Genomic DNA, 17,347 nt, shown 5'->3' with positions numbered 1-17,347 from the left:
TCCCCTAGATGTCGAAGTTGATCATGTTGCGCATCACGATCAGGCCAATGCTCATCCAGACTGCAGACGCGCCAAGGATCAGATGGCCGCGGGCATCGGTGAAGAGAATCATGATGTATTGCGGTGAGGTCATGTAAACGAGGAAGGCCACGATGAAGGGCAGGGCGCCGATGATCGCCGCGGATGCCTTGGCTTCCATGGAAAGCGCTTGGACCTTGGCCTTCATTTTTTTGCGGTCGCGCAGCACCCGTGACAGGTTCGACAGCGCTTCCGAAAGGTTGCCGCCCGCCTGGCCTTGGATGGCGATGACGATCGCGAAGAAGCTCACTTCCGAGAGCGGCATGGTCAGATGCATGCGAGCAATCGAATCCGGCACGCTCAGACCGAGTTGTTGCGATTCGACGACGCGACGAAACTCGGTTTTCACCGGCTCTTGGCCATCGGATGCGATCATGCGGATCGCATCGTTGAGCGGCAGGCCCGACCGGATCGATCGAACCATGACGTCGAGAGAATTGGGAAACTCTTCCAGAAACTGCTTCTGGCGCCGTCTGACCAGGAAATTGATCACCCAGCGCGGCAGGCCGAGTGCCGACACGAAGGTGAGCCCCAGCATGACGAGCGGTGGCATGCCCGCCAATAGCGTTGCCAAAAGAACGAACAGTCCCAGGAATCCGCTGAAGAGATAGAATTGCACCGGGGTGATCGAAAGACCCGCTTGCACGATCCTTGATTTGAGACTGGTCTCCTTGGCCTTCTTCGACTTTTCCTGCTGCTTCTTTTCCAGTTCCTTCAGCGAATCCTGCACAGATTTGCGGCGCTTGGAAATTTCCTGAACGCGATCCCGCGCAGCCTTGACCTGACCCATGTCGGTTTCGGCGGATTTAACGCGGTTGATGCGGTTGGTCGTTTTCTTGTCGGTCTCCATTCGGTTGTAGAGGAGGCCATAGGCGACCGCTGCCGTAGATACCGCGACCAGCAAGACGATGCCCAGTATGGTCGGGTCCATGTGTCTCAGAGCCCCTTCGATTTCTGTTCCATGGTGTCGAGCGCAGCCGCGAGGCGACGGTCTTCGTTGTAGTAGCGCGCGCGATCCCAGAAATGCGGTTTGCCGATACCGGTCGACACATGCCGGCCGATGATCTTGCCGGCCGCATCTTCGCCCTCGATCTCGTAGCGCATCAGGTCCTGGGTGATGATCACGTCGCCTTCCATCCCGATCACTTCGGTGATGTGGGTAATGCGACGCGAACCATCGCGCAGACGCGCGGCCTGGATGATGACGTCGATCGAGCCGGAGATGATCTCGCGCACCGTCTTGGCCGGGAGCGAGAAGCCGCCCATGGCAATCATGGATTCCATACGGCTGAGGCACTCGCGCGGCGTATTGGCGTGGATCGTGCCCATCGAGCCGTCGTGACCGGTGTTCATCGCCTGCAAGAGGTCGAAAACCTCCGATCCGCGCACTTCACCGACGATGATGCGTTCGGGACGCATACGAAGGCAGTTCTTCACGAGATCGCGCATCGTAATCTCGCCCTCGCCTTCGATATTCGGCGGGCGGGTTTCGAGGCGCACGACATGTGGCTGCTGCAGCTGAAGTTCTGCGGTGTCTTCGCATGTGATGATGCGCTCATCCGAATCGATGAAGCCGGTGAGGCAGTTAAGAAGCGTCGTTTTACCCGAGCCGGTACCGCCCGAAATGACGACGTTACAGCGGACGCGGCCGATGATCTGCAGAACCTCGGCACCTTCGGGCGTGATTGCTCCGAACTTGACGAGCTGCGCGAGGTTCAGCTTGTCCTTCTTAAACTTACGAATGGTGAGCGCCGGTCCATCGATCGCAAGCGGTGGGGCAATAACGTTGACACGTGAGCCGTCGGGCAGACGCGCGTCGCAGATCGGGCTCGATTCGTCGACGCGGCGCCCGACCTGGCTGACAATGCGCTGGCAGATCGAGAGAAGCTGAGAGTTATCGCGAAAGCGGATCTCCGACTCGATCGTCTTGCCGCCCACTTCGATGAAGGTCTGGCCGGCACCGTTGACCATGATGTCGGCGATATCGTCGCGGGCGAGCAGCGGTTCGAGCGGACCATAACCCAGAACATCGTTGCAGATGTCTTCAAGCAGTTCTTCCTGCTCGGAGATCGACATCGCGAAGTTCTTGATCGTGATGATGTCGTTGACGATGTCGCGGATTTCTTCACGCGCGCTTTCGCCGTCCAGCTTGGCAAGCTGGGACAGGTCGATCGTGTCGATGAGCGCGGAAAACACCTTGCTCTTCGTGTCGTAGTAGTCGTCGGTTCGCGGCGCCTTCTTGCGGGCTGCCCCCGGCATGGGCGGCGGCGTCACCTGCATGCGGTTGCTGACTTCCGGACTGCCTGGCTCGATCAGGCTCGTGGCTGAGCGCGCAGCAGGCACGGCAGCCGCAGGAGCCGGCACTGTGCCTGCGCCCGCACCTCCCTTGCCGAAACCATCGTTTCCGCGTTTGCCAAACATGAGTTCTACCTGTTCCTGTTCAAGGTCTACTTCTTCCGGAGCTTTTCGAGCAGCGAGCCGAGACCGGCCTTTTTCGGTTTCTTGATCGCTGCGCGTCCGGTGACGAGATGGGCAAGCTGGCTGAACGTCTCTGCCGTGGGCGACTTGGCATCCATTTCCGGGATCATCCGACCGCTATTTGCCGCTGTACCGAAGAGCTGCGCGTCGAACGGGATGATTGCCACCGGCTCGAGTTCGAGCGGCTCGAAGAAGTCTTGCGGAGCAATTTCTGGTCGCTTGGGCATTCCAACCTGGTTGAGAACCAGATGCGGTGGCTTGTCGTTCGGTCGCAGCTTCTTCAGCGCGTCCAGCATGTTCTTCATGTTGCGCAGATTGGCGAGATCGGGTGCGCAGGTGATGACAACCTCGTCGACATCCGACAGCACGGCGCGCGTCCAGTCAGCCCACGTGTGGGGGAGGTCGAGCACACTGACCGGCGCACTGCGTTGCAGGAGGTCGAGGATCGGCTGAAAGGCGCCGCGCTCATAGTCGTAACCGCGATCGAGCAGGGACGGGGCTGCCAGCAGCGAGAAATTTTGGCCGCAATTCGTCAGCAGGCGATCCAGAAACACCTCGTCCAGACGCTCGGGTGAAAACACGGCTTCGGCCATGCCTTGAGCCGGATCCTGGTCGAAGTCGATATTGGCCGTGCCGAAGGGCAGATCCAGGTCGGCCAGCACGGTTTCCGTCGAAAACAGCGTGGAGATGCCGAATGCGCAGTTGTGAGCGATGGTCGAGGAGCCCACGCCGCCCTTGGCCCCGATGAACGCGATGCTGCGCCCCAGAGGCTCTGCTTCAGGATCGACGAAGATCGAAGCGATGGCACCCATGATCTCGGCCATCGAGAAAGGCGCAACGATGTACTCGGAGATGCCGCTGCGGATAAGTTCGCGATAAAGTGAAATGTCGTTATGACGCCCAACGACGATGACGCGGGAAGATGGGTCGCAGACTTCGGCCAGCGGCGCGAGTTCCGCCAGCAGTTCGCGCGGCCCCGCCTCGGTTTCAAGGATGATCAGGTTCGGTGTCGGTGTCGAGGCGAACATCGCCGCCGCCGCCGCGATGTTGCCGCGTGTCACCCGCAGGCTGACGCGCGCCATCCGTCGGTCTCCGCCACATTGCTGCATGACGTGGTGAACACCCTCGCTGATGCAGAAGGCGTGAACCGAGATGCGGGGCAGCGGGCGAAGAGCCTCGACATCGCCGGCGACAGATTTGTCGCCAGGGGCGTGGACGCTCTGGGCTCCGTCCTCGAATTCGTAGTCGATCGCGTTCATACTGCTTTCCTGTCCGTGAGGGACGCGTTGTTCATCACTCGGTCGAAGTATCGGCGCCTTCGCGGTAAAGACCGATGACGGTCGACCGGCGCGTGGCATCGATCGGCGCCATGGCCCGCGGCGTCATCAGGTCCATCGGATTGGCGATCTGGGCTGCGAGATTACTCTGCGTGGCGCAGCCGAAGTTCTCGTAATTCTTGTTGGCCGAGGTGTCGTTGGTCAGATCTTCTGGCCACTCACCACATGGATTGGTCATTGCCGTCATCGAGACATAGCTGAGGCGCAGAGGCGCAGAGTCACCGCTCGCCTGGGCCTGGTAGGTCGTTTCGATGATCCTGTTGGCCTTGACGCCACGTGTCGTGAGCACATCGCGGATCTGTTTGCGCAGGGCGGATGCCGCGCCTGAATTGGCCGAGCCCTGCGGCAGCATGATCTGGATCGTTCCCGAAGACGACGACAGGTATTCGTTGGCGAACCCGCCGATCGAATCGCGCAGGCCATTGGTGAGTTTCCGGTCACCGCTGGCGATCGGCACATCGAGCGTATGTTCGACTTCGCTCAGCATGATCGGATGGCGCGTGCGGTAGTCATCGGGAATGGCGGAGGTCGACATCTGGTCCTTGTTCATGTTGCCGCAGCCGGCAAGGACGGACGTGGCGCCGAGAATGACAGCCGCCAGAACGAGGCGATGAAAAGGGCTGGTGGTCGAGGCCATGGCTTTCTGGCTTTCCCTGGAATGGAGCGTCTTGGTCTTCATGTCTCTCTTCAAACCTCGCTCACTTGTAGATGAACCCGACGGCGCCATGGTATTGGCCGGCCGGAGCATTGGCCTCGCGGCGGCCATAGACCTTGTTGACCTTGTTCAGGAAAAAGGTCGCGCCATCGCCCTCGGGATTGAAGTTGTCGTCGGGCCGCGACAGGGCGCTGCGGGCGACAGGGCGCACGAGATAGGGCGTCGCGATGATCACCAGTTCAGTCTCGTTGCGCTGGAAGTCCTTGCTGCGGAAGAGGGCGCCGAGGATCGGCACCTTGGAGATCCCGGGCAGCCCGCTCATTGCCTGGCGGATATTGTCCTGCACGAGGCCGGCAATCACGATCGAGCCACCCGAAGGCAGTTCGACGGTGGTCGAAGCCTCGCGCTTGCGGATCGACATGTAGGTCGAACCGGGAATGCTGGGCGCCGTATTGCCGGTCACCGCACTGCCTTCCCAGGTCGGCTCGGAAACATTGGTCTCGATCTTCAGGCTGATGCGGCCAGGCGCCAGAACCACGGGTCGAAAGTTCAACTCGATCCCGTAATCGACCGAATTGGTCGTGCGGCTGAGCGTCGCCTGGCCGTCTTCGACATCGATCTCCTGTTCTGCAGCGAGACGATATTCGCCGCCGACATAGAATTTGGCCGGTTCGCCGGAAATTGCGGTCAGGCTCGGCTCTGCCAGCGTCCGCATGACGCCCGCCTGCTCCATTGCATTCACATAGGCGTTGATGCCGACATTGCCGATCGAACTGGAAATCGAGGCCGTGCCTGTCGGATCGATAGCGTTGCCGAGGTTCGAGGGATTGGCATAGCTGATGCCACTGGTGCCGTCCGAAATGCTTCCCGAGAAGCCGAGCTGCTTCAGGACCTGACGGCTGACCTCTGCCACAGTAACCTTCAGTGTTACCTGATCCTCGCCTTCGATCTGAAGCAGATTGACGATCTGGGACGTCTGGCGCTCTTCCGCATAGATCGCGACATCGCCGCCATCTTCACTGCTGGATGCCGTCGTATTGCGCGTGGTTGCTTCACCGCCCTGCAGGAAGGCTTTGGCAAGGCTCTGCGCGCGCGCCGCGTCCTGCGGCGTCCGCACAGTGCCGGTCAGCACGATGTTGTCGGAGACGATCTCGACCTTGATGTCCGACTCCGGAATAAAGCGCCGCAGATTGGCTTCCAGGCCGGCGATATCGCGTTCGATTTCGATGTCCAGGCTGACGATCTCCTGGCCATCGTCCCCAAAGATGAAGATATTGGTCTGGCCGACCGTTTTGCCGAACAGATAGATGCGCCGCGACGACCGGGTGACGGCGTCCGCCATGCTCGGATCCGCAACCAGGATATCGTGGGCGTCTGCAGGCAGGTCAACGACGAGGGCCTTGTTCAGCCCGAGCTTCACGGTCCGACGCTTGCCAGGACCGGAATCGGTAATCCTGAGAACGCTCTCTTGAGCAGCCTCGGCCATTGGGGCATCGAAAAGGTGGGAGTTGAAGGGCGTCGGAATGCCCGAGACGGCCATTGCCAAGGCCAATCCGCCGGTCAGGGATACACGAAGTTTGTTCGTCAGGTTTCTCACGGTGTGTCCCCACTCACTTCATGGAATTGGCGGCGGTCGAGTCGGATGATTTCACGAGCTCGCCGGACTTGATGACCTGGATCGTCGGCTGGCCGTCGCCGCCGCTCAAAAGGTAGTCGGCCGCACTCGTGTCTTCTTCCTGGGCATCGGCGACCGAGCGCAGCGCCAGCGACAGACGATCCGCCATCTGCTGCGCAACCGCGATCACCTTGGTCTGGTCTGGCGTCAGCTCGAGCGTAGCCGTGGTGCCAATGACCGACTTCGACCCGTCTGGCGCTTCTTCGATTTGCTGGTCGACCGCGAGCACGCGAACATTGGACAAGACGGTTTCGGTCAGGAAATTGTTTTCGTCGCCCTTGCGCACCATGATCACGTCGACGCGGTCATTGGGCAGGATGAAGCCGCCGGCACCGGTTGCGACCGAGATTTCCGTAGACACGGCGCGTTTGCCTGAGGGCAGCAGGGCGGACAGGATGCGGGAAGACGAATCGGCGATCTTCTCGCGGCGCAGCGGCTCGCCTTCAAAAAGCGGCAGGCGCACGACAGCACCCTTCAGCTCGGTCATGGCGTCGGCGCGGGTCGATGAGGTAATGAAGCCGTCAACGACGCTGTCGGCCGGCCATGGCATCCAGCGCATGGCGCTGTCATCCAGCCGCGCGCCCACGGGCAGATTTTTGGCGGAAACGAGAACGTCGACCGTCTGTTGCTTTTCCACGGTCGGATCTTGCTGCACGACCACGGTCTGGTTGCCTGTCAGGCGCATGGCCAGAAGGCCGGCCATACCGGCTGCCACGACGGCGACTGCAAGTATGATGAGGCGGGCGGGTTTCATGATCGATCCTTGGACGATGCAGCAGTGCTATCGCCAAGATTGATCAGGAATTGGTGTACTTATGGTTAATAAGCCGCTTACTTTTGTAGTTAACGCAAGGTTTCTTACGGCGTCAGCGCATACTCGCCAGGGCGGAAATCATCAATGGTGACTGGGGATATGCCATGAGGCCGGCAGCACCGATCGCGATGGCATAAGGGATCTTGTTCGCCACCATCAGGGTCTTGGGAAGTTTCACGCCGATAGTGGCAAACACCTCCCAGTTTGCCCGAATGGCAATCACCATGACGGTGAGAACGCCCCCGAGAAAGCCGGTATAGGCGAGAAAATCGAATAGCGAATGGTTGAAGCCGAACCAGATGGCCGCAGCAGACAATAATTTTGCATCGCCGCCGCCCATCACATTGAATGCGAAGAGACCAAAGCAGACGGCAAAGACCGCAGCGGCAGCCGCCATATGCCAGCCGAACTCGACCATGCCGAGCCCACTGAACGGGGCAATGGCCAGAAATGTGCAGAACAGGATGACCGGAATTCGGTTCGGGATGGTCATCTCAAGAAAATCGGTCAGAGCTGCTAGAACGAGGCAGATCGGCGGGATGATGAAGATGATGGAGACATACATGGCTTTATCCTTGACCCGCCACGATCCTAAGGCCGAGAGGTGAATATTTGGCAAAGCGCTGCCAGCTCGGACGTCTACAAACGGCAAAGCCGCCTCGCAGCACGAGACGGCTTTGCATATGCATCGAACCAGCGATCAGCCCGAATAGTTGAGCTTGCCTGCCAGGGTGTCAAACTGCTTGTTCAGGGCGCCGCCGAGGGTCGTCGCACCCGTGATGAGAGCCACGGAAATCAGTGCGGCGATCAGGCCATACTCGATTGCGGTAGCCCCGGATTCGTCTCTCACGAAACGAGCAATAATGGATTTCATATCTGTCTCCAAAATTTGACGCGATTGATCCGGTCGAGGCACCTGGCTTAGCCGACGTGACCGACGAGAACCTCCAGTAGGACCCTGGAAATCAACCGGCGTAGTTGAGCTTCTTCGAGATGTTGTCGAACTGGGTGTTCAACTTGGTGCCGAGCGTGGTGGCGCCGGTGATGAGGGCAACGGAAATCAGGGCGGCGATCAGGCCGTACTCGATTGCGGTTGCACCGGATTCATCCTTGATGAAACGTGCGAAAAGATTGGTCATGGTAGTCTCCTACTCCGCGAGGTTGATCAGCACTGCCGGCAACTGTTTCCGTTGCTCGGATGACCTCAACCTAAATCCACCCTGTTGCCATCGACTTAAGAAAGACGGTTACCACGCCGTGAACAGCGCTTTGCGAGAAGCTTGGTAAATGAAGCATCGGTCGGATGGTTCAAATGCAGCCGAGTTCGGCCGGATCGCCTTCAATGAAGTGGGAAAAGCTGCAAATCGTCATTTCCAGAGGCACTCGATGACCAAGGAGAACCAGCGCTTCGCAGACCGGTTCCCGGTCCCGCCTCAAAGAGGAAGCGTCTTCGTGTGTGCCGAATTGAAGCAAAGCCGGCGCAGAGAGATCCGCACTCTCAAAAGTGCTTCATGTTCACCGCCCCGAAAGTGCTTGGTGTTTGGGGTTAACCCTTCGTTCACCAAGGCATTCCATACTCGATTGAAGTCCCTCACGCGCGGAATGTAAGGCATGTCCAAGTTCGATCGTCGTTTCACGGCCTTGGCCGCAGTCGTGGCCCTGCTGACAGTCATGGTCGTGTCCGCTCCGGCTGCCGCCGCGGATGATGTTCTGCGCGTCTATATGAATAGCGCGCGCATTCTGAAGCTTGATCGCCCGGTCAGCAAAGTGATCGTCGGCAATTCCGAAGTCGCCGACGCGACCGTTGCGGATTCGAAGACGATCGTGCTCACGGGCCGTGCCTATGGCACGACCAACCTCGTTTTGCTTGATGCAGACGGTAACGCAATCGTCGACGAGCGCATTCTTGTATCGATCGACGAATCGAATACAGTGCGAGTCTACAAAGCCACGGATAGAACAGTGCTGTCCTGCACACCCAACTGCGAAGAACACGCCAAGACCGGGACGTCTCAATAAAAATCCCTCATCGGACTTTCCGGGACTGACGCAAGTCTAAAGAGTTCGGAAACGGAAAATCAATACTTGGCGCTTAGCCTCTGCTCCAACATCCGGAGCGGGCGGGGCTATGAACAGCCAAAGAAACCATCAGCATGATGCGAAATCACCCAAGATGCGGACAGGTCGCATCTGGAAGCGGTTGGTGCGTTCGCGAGAGGGATCCGCTGCGATCGAATTCGCGATCCTCTCCATCCCCTACTTCATGATCATCTTTGCTATTCTCGAAACGTTCATCGCGTTTGCCGCCGAGCAACTCGTGACCAACGCCGTAAACACGCTGGGGCGCCAAATCCGCACGGGGCAGATCACCTATGGTCTCAACCGCTCGACAGACAAGACCAAGGAGCAATTCCGGCAGCTGTTCTGCGACGAGGTGAAAATTCTCATCACCTGTTCGGCAACGGAAGTGACGACGGCGGCCAAGCTCTACATTGACGCCCGCACGTTCTCGACCTTCGCCGCGATACCGACCACAATTCCGCGGATGACGACGGCGGCTTATTCCGACATCAACCCTGCGACGTTCGCCTTCACGCCCGGTGGCCCGGAAACGATCAACATGTTGCGCGCCTACTACCGTTGGCAGGTGATTACGGATCTCGTGCGTCCCTACATCACCACAATCCGGCCTGCAGACGGGTCCATGCCGAGCGACTTCCTGATTGTGGCGACGACCGCGTTCAAGAATGAGAAATATCCATGATCCAGGGTCATCTCGAACGTCTGCGGCACAAAGCGTCCGGATTGCCCGATCGATACACGGGGATATTCCTTCGTCTGCGGGACATTTTGCTCGACAAGCAGGGCGTGGGCGGCGTCGAATTCGCCCTCGTCGCGCCTATGCTTCTCGTCCTTTATCTGATGTCCTTTGAGCTCACCATGGGCTTCAGTGTCGCGAAGAAGACATCGATGGCGAGCAGCGCCGTCGCCGATATCGTTGCTCGTGAGGAAAAGGTTACCAAGTCCCTCCTGGTCACCATGCCGGATGTCGCCAAGGCGATCTTCGTGCCCTATCCGACCAATAATCTTCTGATCAAGGTGACCGCCATCAAGATCGACAGCACCAAGGCTCCCAAGGTTGCCTGGTCCTGGTCGTCTACAGGTGTCGTGCCTTATGCCGTCGGCACCACGCCGCCGGTTCCGGCTGATTTGCTGGTGGCCGATACCTTCTTGATTCGCAGTGAGCTCAGTGTCTCCCATGAACTGATGACCTACCTGCCGGGCCTTGTGAGCGGGGGCAAGAAAAGCCTGACCCTCTACCGCGAGTTCTACTACCGCCAGCGTCTGGGCACCGAAATCACCTGCAGCGACTGCTGATCGGCAACATTTGCCAAGCCAGGGTCCACCGGCTAATGATGCTGATAGACGCCGGCCAGCAAGATCCAGGGCCGGTCCTTGGGTAAGGCATGGCACGCGCATTTCTTTTCGTCCTCGATTCCTTTGGTATAGGCGGTGCGTCTGATGCGCCCGCCTATGGTGATGACGGCTCCGATACGCTGGGTCATATTGCCGAATTTTGTGCGGCGGGGGCTGGGAATCGCAAGGGATTGCGGCAAGGCCCCCTGGTGCTTCCCAACCTCTCAGCCCTTGGTCTTTTGAATGCCGCCAAACTGGCGACGGGGCGCTTACCCGCCGGCATGCCGGTGCCGGAGCGTGTTTTCGGCTTGCATGGTGCGGCAAGCGAAGTCTCGCACGGCAAGGATACGCCCTCCGGACACTGGGAAATTGCCGGTACGCCTGTGATGTTTGACTGGGGCTACTTCCCGGAGGGCAACGAAGCCTTTCCGCCCGATCTTGTCGAAGCCATCTGCCGCGAGGCAAACCTGCAAGGCATCCTCGGAAACTGCCATGCGTCGGGTACGGAAGTCATTGCCCGTTACGGCGAGGAGCATATCCGCACCGGCAAACCCATTTGCTACACATCGTCGGACTCGGTCTTCCAGATCGCGGCCCACGAAACGCACTTTGGCCTGGAGCGTCTGCTGTCGCTGTGCCAGATCGTCCGCAAGCTGCTGGATCCCTTGAACATCGGCCGGGTCATTGCGCGCCCCTTCATCGGCGAGACCGTGCAGAGCTTTGAGCGCACGGGCAACCGGCGCGACTATTCCGTTTTGCCACCGGAGCCAACGCTGCTCGATCGTCTGGTCGATCAGGGCAGGAAGGTGCATGCGGTCGGCAAGATTGCCGATATCTTTGCGCACCAAGGCGTGAGCCGCATGATCAAGGCAAATGGCAATGCCGCCCTCATGGACGCGACCCTGAAGACCATCGACGAGGCGGAAGACGGCGATCTTGTCTTTACCAATTTCGTCGATTTCGACATGTTGTATGGCCATCGTCGTGACGTTCCAGGCTACGCTGCAGCACTGGAAGCTTTCGATCGCCGCCTGCCCGAAGTCCACCGCAAGCTGAAGCCGGGCGACATTGTGTTGATGACGGCTGACCACGGTTGCGATCCGACCTGGCGCGGCACGGACCATACGCGCGAGCGCGTGCCGATCATGTGTTTCGGGCCGAGCATCCGCTCGCGCAACATCGGCCTGCGGAACACCTATGCCGATATCGGCGAAACCATTGCTGCGCATCTGGGCATCGCGCCCGGCCGCCATGGACGGAGCTTCCTGTGACGACACAGCTGAAAAAGGCCGAACTGCACTGTCATCTCGAAGGTGCGGCGCCCCCGGAACTCACCCTCGATCAGGCCCGCAAATACGGCGTCGATCCCGCCAGTTTCATGGATGGCGGCGGCTACGCCTGGAAAGACTTTGCCGAGTTCATCAAGGCCTATGACAAGGTCGCCAGTCTTTTCCGCACGGAAGAAGATTATGCCCTCCTGACAGAGACCTATCTGCGGGAATTGGCATCGGTCGGCACCATTTACAGTGAGCTTATCGTCTCGCCCGATCACGGTGATCGCATCGGTCTCGGTGCCGACAACTATCTGGCTGGCGTCACGGCCGGTATCGAGAGCGCGAAGGCGGCAACCGGTATCGAAGTCCGCATCCTTGTCACGGGTGAGCGCCATTTCGGCCCTGAAAGCGTGATCGCCGCTGCCGAATATGCTGCACGCAGCACCAACCTACTGATCACCGGCTTCAACATGGCTGGCGAGGAGCGCATGGGCCGCGTGGCAGACTATGCCAAGGCCTTCGATATCGCCCGCGAAGCGGGGCTCGGCCTCACCATCCACGCTGGCGAAGTCTGCGGCGCCTTCAGTGTCGCCGATGCGCTGGATCTTGTGAAGCCGGCCCGCATCGGCCACGGCGTGCGCGCCATCGAGGATGCGGATCTCGTTCGCCGTCTCGCCGATCTCGGAACCGTTCTCGAAGTCTGCCCCGGTTCGAATATCGCCCTTTCGGTCTATCCCGACTTCCAGAGCCATCCCTTGCGCAAGCTCCGCGATGCCGGTGTCCGCGTCTGTATCAATTCCGACGATCCGCCCTTCTTTCACACTTCGCTTGCCCGGGAATACGAGCTGGCGGAAACGGAATTCCGCTTTTCGCATGACGACATCAACGCCATGACGCGCACAGCGATCGAAGCGGCCTTCGTCGACGAGCAAACACGGGCCACCCTGCTGGCGAAACTCTGACGCCGTCCTGTTGAAGACGCGTCAAAATCTATGCCCGCTCTTGCGGCTCTCACTGAGAACGTGAAAATAGACGCAACCGAAGACAAGAAGAAAAGAAGGCTCGATCCATGGACGGCGTAACAGTCATCAACCACCCTCTCGTGCAGCACAAGCTGACGATCATGCGCCGCAAGGAAACCTCGACCTCCAGCTTTCGCCGGCTGCTGCGCGAAATCTCGACCCTTCTCTGCTACGAGGTCACGCGCGATCTCGAACTGACGATGGAGACGATCGAGACGCCGCTGACTGAAATGCAGTCGCCGATCCTCGAAGGCAAGAAGCTGGTCTTTGCCTCCATCTTGCGCGCTGGCAACGGTCTCCTGGAAGGCATGCTGGAACTGGTGCCGGCCGCCCGCGTCGCCCATGTCGGCGTCTACCGTGATCACGAAACGCTGCAGGCCGTCGAATATTACTTCAAGGCGCCGGAGGCGCTCTCGGAACGTCTGATCATCGTTGTCGATCCGATGCTCGCAACCGGCAATTCCTCGATCGCGGCCATCGACAAGCTCAAGGAACGCGGCGCGAAGAACATTCGCTTCCTTTGCCTGCTGGCGGCCCCGGAAGGCATCAAGAACTTTCATGCCGTCCACCCGGACGTGCCGATCTTCACCGCCTCGATCGACAGCCACCTCAACGAGAAGGGCTACATCATGCCGGGCCTCGGCGACGCGGGCGACCGGATGTACGGGACGAAATGATTCCTTAACCAGATCGCAAGCTTTGACGGCCCGAAACACCTGTTTCGGGCCGTTTCTGCATATGCGCTATCCAGTAGGAAACTTGGGGCTGCTACAGTCTGCGCGATACACTCGAGGAGCGCCGATGTTCGCCCGCACGCTGTTCACCGTCCTGATGCTCGCGCTTTCCGCCAGCCAGTGGCCGACGATCGCCCAGAAGGTCGAAGCCCTGCTTCATAAGGAGGGGCCATCAGGTGAGACGGCAGCTAAACCTGTCTCCACCGGCTCGGGTCAGACCGTCCTCACCATGGGACCGGGCGGCCACTATGCCGGCACCTTCAAGATGAACGGCAAACCCGTCGGAGCCATGGTCGATACGGGCGCTTCGTTGGTTGCAATTAACGTTTCGACAGCACGGCGGCTCGGTATCAGTCCGGCTGCGCTTGACTTCCGCTACGACGTGAGCACGGCGAACGGTGGCATCAAGGCAGCACACGTCGTCCTCAACAGGATCGAGATCGGCAGCATCCGGGTTCGCGACGTCGACGCCTTTGTCCTGAAGGACGAGGCTCTTTCGTCCACCCTGATCGGCATGAGCTTCCTGCAAAAGCTCAAGTCCTACTCGGCCGAACAGCGCGTCATGCGCCTCGTGCAGTAACGTTCACTGAGCGCCAATGCGAAGGCCAATCACCGGAGTGGCAGACGGCCTCTCTTGCCGGATCTGGTAGCTGGAAAGGACCGCTTTGGCGGCCTCCCTCGCTGAGGGTTCGGTATTGGCCTGCACGAAGGCAATCGGCTCGCCTCTGCTTACTGCGGTTCCCAGCGGCTTGAAGCCGGACAGGCCGACGCCGTGGTCGATACTGTCGCTCGGCCGCTTTCGCCCGCCGCCCAGCGCAACCACGGCAAGTCCAAGCGCGCGCGTATCGCACGCACTGAGAAACCCGTCTTCGGGCGCCTCTACAGCGATCTCGACCTTGGCCCGTGGTAGATAGTGATCTGGCCTCTCCATGAAGTCGGAGGGGCCACCCAGCTCGTGTACCATCTTCCCGAAAACGTCCGCTGCATGGCCGGAGCCGAGAGCGTCGACGCAGCGGGCATAGGCGATGCCATGGTCCGTTTCGAGACCGGCATTGACCAGCATCTCGGCGCCAAAAGCGAGCGTCACCTCTTCCAGCCGCGTGCCGCCCTTCCTGCCTTTGAGAAAGTCGACAGCATTCTGCACCTCGATCGCATTGCCGGCACAATCGGCGAGCGGCTCGTTCATGTCGGTGAGAAGCGCGGTTGTCCTCACACCAGCGCCGTTCGCCACACGCACCAGCGAGCGAGCCAGGGCTTCGGCATCCTCCGCCTTTGCCATGAACGCGCCGTTGCCCACCTTGACGTCGAGCACGAGGCTTTCAAGCCCGGCAGCGAGCTTCTTCGAGAGGATGGAGGCCGTGATCAGGGGAATCGATTCCACCGTCGCGGTCACGTCCCGGATCGCATAGAGCCGTTTGTCGGCCGGCGCCAGATCACCGGTCTGACCGATGATGGCGCAGCCGGCCCTGTCCACCGTCCGCCGGAAGGTGACATTATCAGGCATCACATTGTAACCAGGGATCGACTGCAGCTTGTCGAGCGTCCCGCCGGTATGGCCGAGTCCACGGCCCGAGATCATCGGCACGGCAAGTCCACAGGCCGCAACGATCGGGGCCAGCATCAGCGAGACATTGTCGCCGACGCCGCCGGTCGAATGTTTGTCCGCGATCGGCTTGCCGACACCAGACCAAGACAGGACATCGCCGGAATCGCGCATCGCAAGGGTCAGCACCACGATCTCCTCAGGCGTCATGCCCCGAAAGAAGACCGCCATGGCGAAGGCCGCCACTTGTCCTTCGGAAATCGTCTCGTTGGAGAGCCCCTCGATAAAGCCGGAGATTTCGGCGGCCGACAACACGCCACCGTCCCGCTTGCGTCGGATGATCTCCTGCGGTAGCATGATCAGTATCCCGAAGCTGCGGCGGTCGAGCGCTCGCCTGAAAGAACGGCCAGAATGTCGTCCAGCAGGCCGGAGGCTCCAAAACGGAAGGTGGACGGGATCACCCAGTCCTCGCCCATGATCGTATCGGCAAGCCGCAGATAGAGTGCCGCGTCGGCGACCGTCGAGATACCACCGGCGGGCTTGAAGCCAACCTTCTTGCGGCTGTCGCGGATCGACTGCAGCATGATGTCGGCCGCTTCCAGCGTGGCATTGACGCCGACTTTGCCGGTCGACGTTTTGACGAAATCAGAACCTGCCGCAATCGAGAGATCAGACGCCTTGCGGATCAACGCGACATCCTTGAGTTCGCCGGTTTCCAGGATCGTCTTCAGGATTGCGTTGCCGCAGGCTGCTTTCACCGCCGCGACCATGTCCGTCACCGCCTGCTCGTCGCCGGAAGCCAGGGCCCGGTAGGGAATGACGAGATCGATATCATCGGCACCGTCTGCAACAGCATCGCGGGTCTCTGCCAGCACATCCTCCACCTTCATCGCGCCGGAGGGGAAATTCACCACCGTTGCAATACGGATCGGACTGTTGGGGCCAAGCAACGTGCGAGCCTGCATCACGAAACGTGGCCAGATGCAGACCGCAGCCGTCGGCCCGAAGGCCGTCTGTGCCTTGCTGCAGAGCGCAACGATCTGTTCGGGCGTGCAGTCATCCTTGAGGTTTGTGAGGTCGAGAAGCGACAGCGCCTTGGTTGCAACGGCGCGCAGTTCCTGATTATCCAATATCGTTTCCTCCACCGATCATCCGTGTGAGGATGCGGGCCAGACGTTTGCCGCCGATCGGGGCCATGTCCTTGGTTTCTTCGTGACTGAGTTCGCCACCCGTCATGCCTGCCCCATAATTGGTGATCACGGAGGCTGCCGCAACCCTGAGACCAAAGAAACGTGCCAGGATAACCTCCGGCACGGTCGACATGCCGACGGCATCCGCGCCGAGAACGCGCGCCATCCGGATCTCGGCCGGCGTTTCGAAGCTCGGTCCGGAGAACCACATATAGACCCCCTGCTGCAGCTCGACGCCCTCTGCTGCCGCCGCTTCTCGCATGGCAAGAGCGAGATCGGTGTCATAGGCGGACGTCATCCCGACAAAGCGCCCGTCACTCGGCTCGCCGATCAGCGGGTTCATGCCGGAATAGTTGATGTGGTCGCTGATTTGCATCACCGAACCCGGCGGCATGTCCTCGCGTAGCGAACCTGCTGCATTGGTCAGAATAAGCGATCGGACGCCGAGACCCATCAGCACTTCGATCGGTCCACGCATCGCATTGGCATTGCCGTGTTCGTAATAGTGAACGCGGCCTGCGAGCATGATGACAGGCGTCTTGCCGAGATAACCGGCAACCAGTTCGCCGGCATGACCGGACACGGCACTGACGGGAAAACCCGGCAGGTCTGAATAGGGAATGCGGACAGCATCGCGGACTTCGTTTACCAGAGATCCGAGGCCGGACCCGAGAACGATGCCAAAGCGTGGCATCAGGCCGTTCAGGCGCTCAACCAGAAGATCGACGGCGGCCTTCATCCGATAACGTCCGTCTTGAAGCTGAGCGGCAGCAGCTCATCCATGGTCATGGTCTTCTGCACGCCGACTTCGTCGCAGAGATAAATCTTGGTATCGGGGCTGGCGAATTCCGAAATCTTCTGGCGGCAACCGCCGCAAGGCGGGCAGAGCGCGAGCTTTTCGGCAATAACCGCCATCTCCACGATGCGTTTGCCGCCGCCCATGATCATGCAGCCGATTGCCGTGGGCTCCGCGCACCAGCCCTGCGGAAAGGACAGGTTCTCGATATTGGCCCCCGTGTAGATCTTCCCATCATCGGCGCGGATGCCCGCACCGACGGGGAATTTGGAATAGGGCGCATGTGCAAACGCCATTGCGCCGCGTGCGGCCTCGAACAGATCGTGAGCCATGG

Annotated in this window: 20 protein-coding genes; 7 read left to right on the top strand and 13 right to left on the bottom strand. The window is 60.0% G+C overall.

Annotated elements, in window-relative coordinates:
* Nucleotides 1-4 precede the first annotated feature (4 nt).
* From ASE36_RS08430 to ASE36_RS08395, 9 genes are all read right to left on the bottom strand, one after another.
* On the bottom strand, nucleotides 5-1,009 hold the full coding sequence (locus ASE36_RS08430) for a type II secretion system F family protein (RefSeq protein ID WP_062277653.1): 1,005 nt from the start codon (nucleotides 1,007-1,009) through the stop codon (nucleotides 5-7).
* A gap of 5 nt (nucleotides 1,010-1,014) precedes the next feature.
* Nucleotides 1,015-2,499: a CpaF family protein gene (locus ASE36_RS08425; RefSeq protein WP_062277650.1), complete on the bottom strand. Its 1,485-nt coding sequence runs from the start codon at nucleotides 2,497-2,499 to the stop codon at nucleotides 1,015-1,017.
* Nucleotides 2,500-2,525: 26 nt separating this feature from the next.
* The gene (locus ASE36_RS08420) at nucleotides 2,526-3,815 is read right to left on the bottom strand and encodes an AAA family ATPase (RefSeq protein WP_062277647.1); all 1,290 of its coding nucleotides are present in this window, start codon (nucleotides 3,813-3,815) and stop codon (nucleotides 2,526-2,528) included.
* 34 nt (nucleotides 3,816-3,849) lie between these two features.
* Nucleotides 3,850-4,572 carry a CpaD family pilus assembly protein gene (locus ASE36_RS08415; RefSeq protein ID WP_062277644.1) on the bottom strand — a complete coding sequence of 241 codons (723 nt, stop codon included), beginning with the start codon at nucleotides 4,570-4,572 and terminating at the stop codon, nucleotides 3,850-3,852.
* A 19-nt stretch (nucleotides 4,573-4,591) separates the two neighbouring features.
* Complete coding sequence (locus ASE36_RS08410; RefSeq protein WP_062277641.1) at nucleotides 4,592-6,145, bottom strand: type II and III secretion system protein family protein; 1,554 nt, start codon at nucleotides 6,143-6,145, stop codon at nucleotides 4,592-4,594.
* A 13-nt stretch (nucleotides 6,146-6,158) separates the two neighbouring features.
* Nucleotides 6,159-6,977: a Flp pilus assembly protein CpaB gene (cpaB, locus tag ASE36_RS08405; protein WP_062277638.1), complete on the bottom strand. Its 819-nt coding sequence runs from the start codon at nucleotides 6,975-6,977 to the stop codon at nucleotides 6,159-6,161.
* 112 nt (nucleotides 6,978-7,089) lie between these two features.
* A complete protein-coding gene (locus ASE36_RS08400; RefSeq protein ID WP_062277635.1) occupies nucleotides 7,090-7,602 on the bottom strand; it encodes a prepilin peptidase in 513 nt (170 codons plus the stop codon).
* A gap of 135 nt (nucleotides 7,603-7,737) precedes the next feature.
* On the bottom strand, nucleotides 7,738-7,911 hold the full coding sequence (locus ASE36_RS22170; RefSeq protein WP_082510895.1) for a Flp family type IVb pilin: 174 nt from the start codon (nucleotides 7,909-7,911) through the stop codon (nucleotides 7,738-7,740).
* Between the two features lie 91 nt (nucleotides 7,912-8,002).
* Nucleotides 8,003-8,176, bottom strand: coding sequence for a Flp family type IVb pilin (locus ASE36_RS08395; RefSeq protein WP_062277632.1), 174 nt, complete (start codon nucleotides 8,174-8,176; stop codon nucleotides 8,003-8,005).
* Nucleotides 8,177-8,708: 532 nt separating this feature from the next.
* Here ASE36_RS08395 and ASE36_RS08390 point away from each other — a divergent pair.
* The 7 genes from ASE36_RS08390 to ASE36_RS08360 all read left to right on the top strand — a co-directional run bounded on the left by ASE36_RS08390 (nucleotide 8,709) and on the right by ASE36_RS08360 (nucleotide 14,064).
* A complete protein-coding gene (locus ASE36_RS08390) occupies nucleotides 8,709-9,056 on the top strand; it encodes a pilus assembly protein N-terminal domain-containing protein (RefSeq protein WP_246085106.1) in 348 nt (115 codons plus the stop codon).
* Between the two features lie 154 nt (nucleotides 9,057-9,210).
* Complete coding sequence (locus ASE36_RS08385) at nucleotides 9,211-9,801, top strand: TadE/TadG family type IV pilus assembly protein (protein WP_244474704.1); 591 nt, start codon at nucleotides 9,211-9,213, stop codon at nucleotides 9,799-9,801.
* The gene (locus tag ASE36_RS08380; RefSeq protein WP_156378586.1) at nucleotides 9,798-10,415 is read left to right on the top strand and encodes a TadE/TadG family type IV pilus assembly protein; all 618 of its coding nucleotides are present in this window, start codon (nucleotides 9,798-9,800) and stop codon (nucleotides 10,413-10,415) included. Before ASE36_RS08385 ends, ASE36_RS08380 begins: the two co-directional genes overlap by 4 nt.
* 89 nt (nucleotides 10,416-10,504) lie before the next feature.
* Entirely contained in the window at nucleotides 10,505-11,725 is a 1,221-nt protein-coding gene (locus ASE36_RS08375) for a phosphopentomutase (RefSeq protein ID WP_062277622.1), read from the top strand.
* Entirely contained in the window at nucleotides 11,722-12,690 is a 969-nt protein-coding gene (locus ASE36_RS08370) for an adenosine deaminase (protein WP_062277619.1), read from the top strand. The genes ASE36_RS08375 and ASE36_RS08370 overlap by 4 nt, the downstream gene beginning before the upstream one ends.
* Nucleotides 12,691-12,797: 107 nt before the next feature.
* Entirely contained in the window at nucleotides 12,798-13,427 is a 630-nt protein-coding gene (gene upp, locus ASE36_RS08365; protein ID WP_062277615.1) for a uracil phosphoribosyltransferase, read from the top strand.
* Between the two features lie 124 nt (nucleotides 13,428-13,551).
* Nucleotides 13,552-14,064 carry a TIGR02281 family clan AA aspartic protease gene (locus ASE36_RS08360; RefSeq protein ID WP_062277612.1) on the top strand — a complete coding sequence of 171 codons (513 nt, stop codon included), beginning with the start codon at nucleotides 13,552-13,554 and terminating at the stop codon, nucleotides 14,062-14,064.
* A 3-nt stretch (nucleotides 14,065-14,067) separates the two neighbouring features.
* Here ASE36_RS08360 and deoA read toward each other — a convergent pair whose 3' ends face one another.
* Genes deoA through ASE36_RS08340 form a run of 4 tightly spaced genes read right to left on the bottom strand, consistent with a single transcriptional unit; the run spans nucleotide 14,068 to nucleotide 17,345 of the window.
* Nucleotides 14,068-15,384: a thymidine phosphorylase gene (deoA, locus tag ASE36_RS08355; RefSeq protein WP_062277609.1), complete on the bottom strand. Its 1,317-nt coding sequence runs from the start codon at nucleotides 15,382-15,384 to the stop codon at nucleotides 14,068-14,070.
* Nucleotides 15,385-15,386: 2 nt separating this feature from the next.
* Entirely contained in the window at nucleotides 15,387-16,157 is a 771-nt protein-coding gene (gene deoC / locus ASE36_RS08350) for a deoxyribose-phosphate aldolase (protein WP_062277606.1), read from the bottom strand.
* The gene (locus tag ASE36_RS08345; protein ID WP_062277603.1) at nucleotides 16,150-16,956 is read right to left on the bottom strand and encodes a purine-nucleoside phosphorylase; all 807 of its coding nucleotides are present in this window, start codon (nucleotides 16,954-16,956) and stop codon (nucleotides 16,150-16,152) included. Before ASE36_RS08345 ends, deoC begins: the two co-directional genes overlap by 8 nt.
* On the bottom strand, nucleotides 16,953-17,345 hold the full coding sequence (locus ASE36_RS08340) for a cytidine deaminase (protein ID WP_062277599.1): 393 nt from the start codon (nucleotides 17,343-17,345) through the stop codon (nucleotides 16,953-16,955). Before ASE36_RS08340 ends, ASE36_RS08345 begins: the two co-directional genes overlap by 4 nt.
* Nucleotides 17,346-17,347: the final 2 nt, after the last annotated feature.

Origin of the sequence: Rhizobium sp. Root274, from assembly GCF_001429245.1 — a bacterium.
In the GTDB taxonomy this organism is placed as follows: domain Bacteria; phylum Pseudomonadota; class Alphaproteobacteria; order Rhizobiales; family Rhizobiaceae; genus Allorhizobium.
This window is presented reverse-complemented; position numbering and strand designations above follow the sequence as displayed.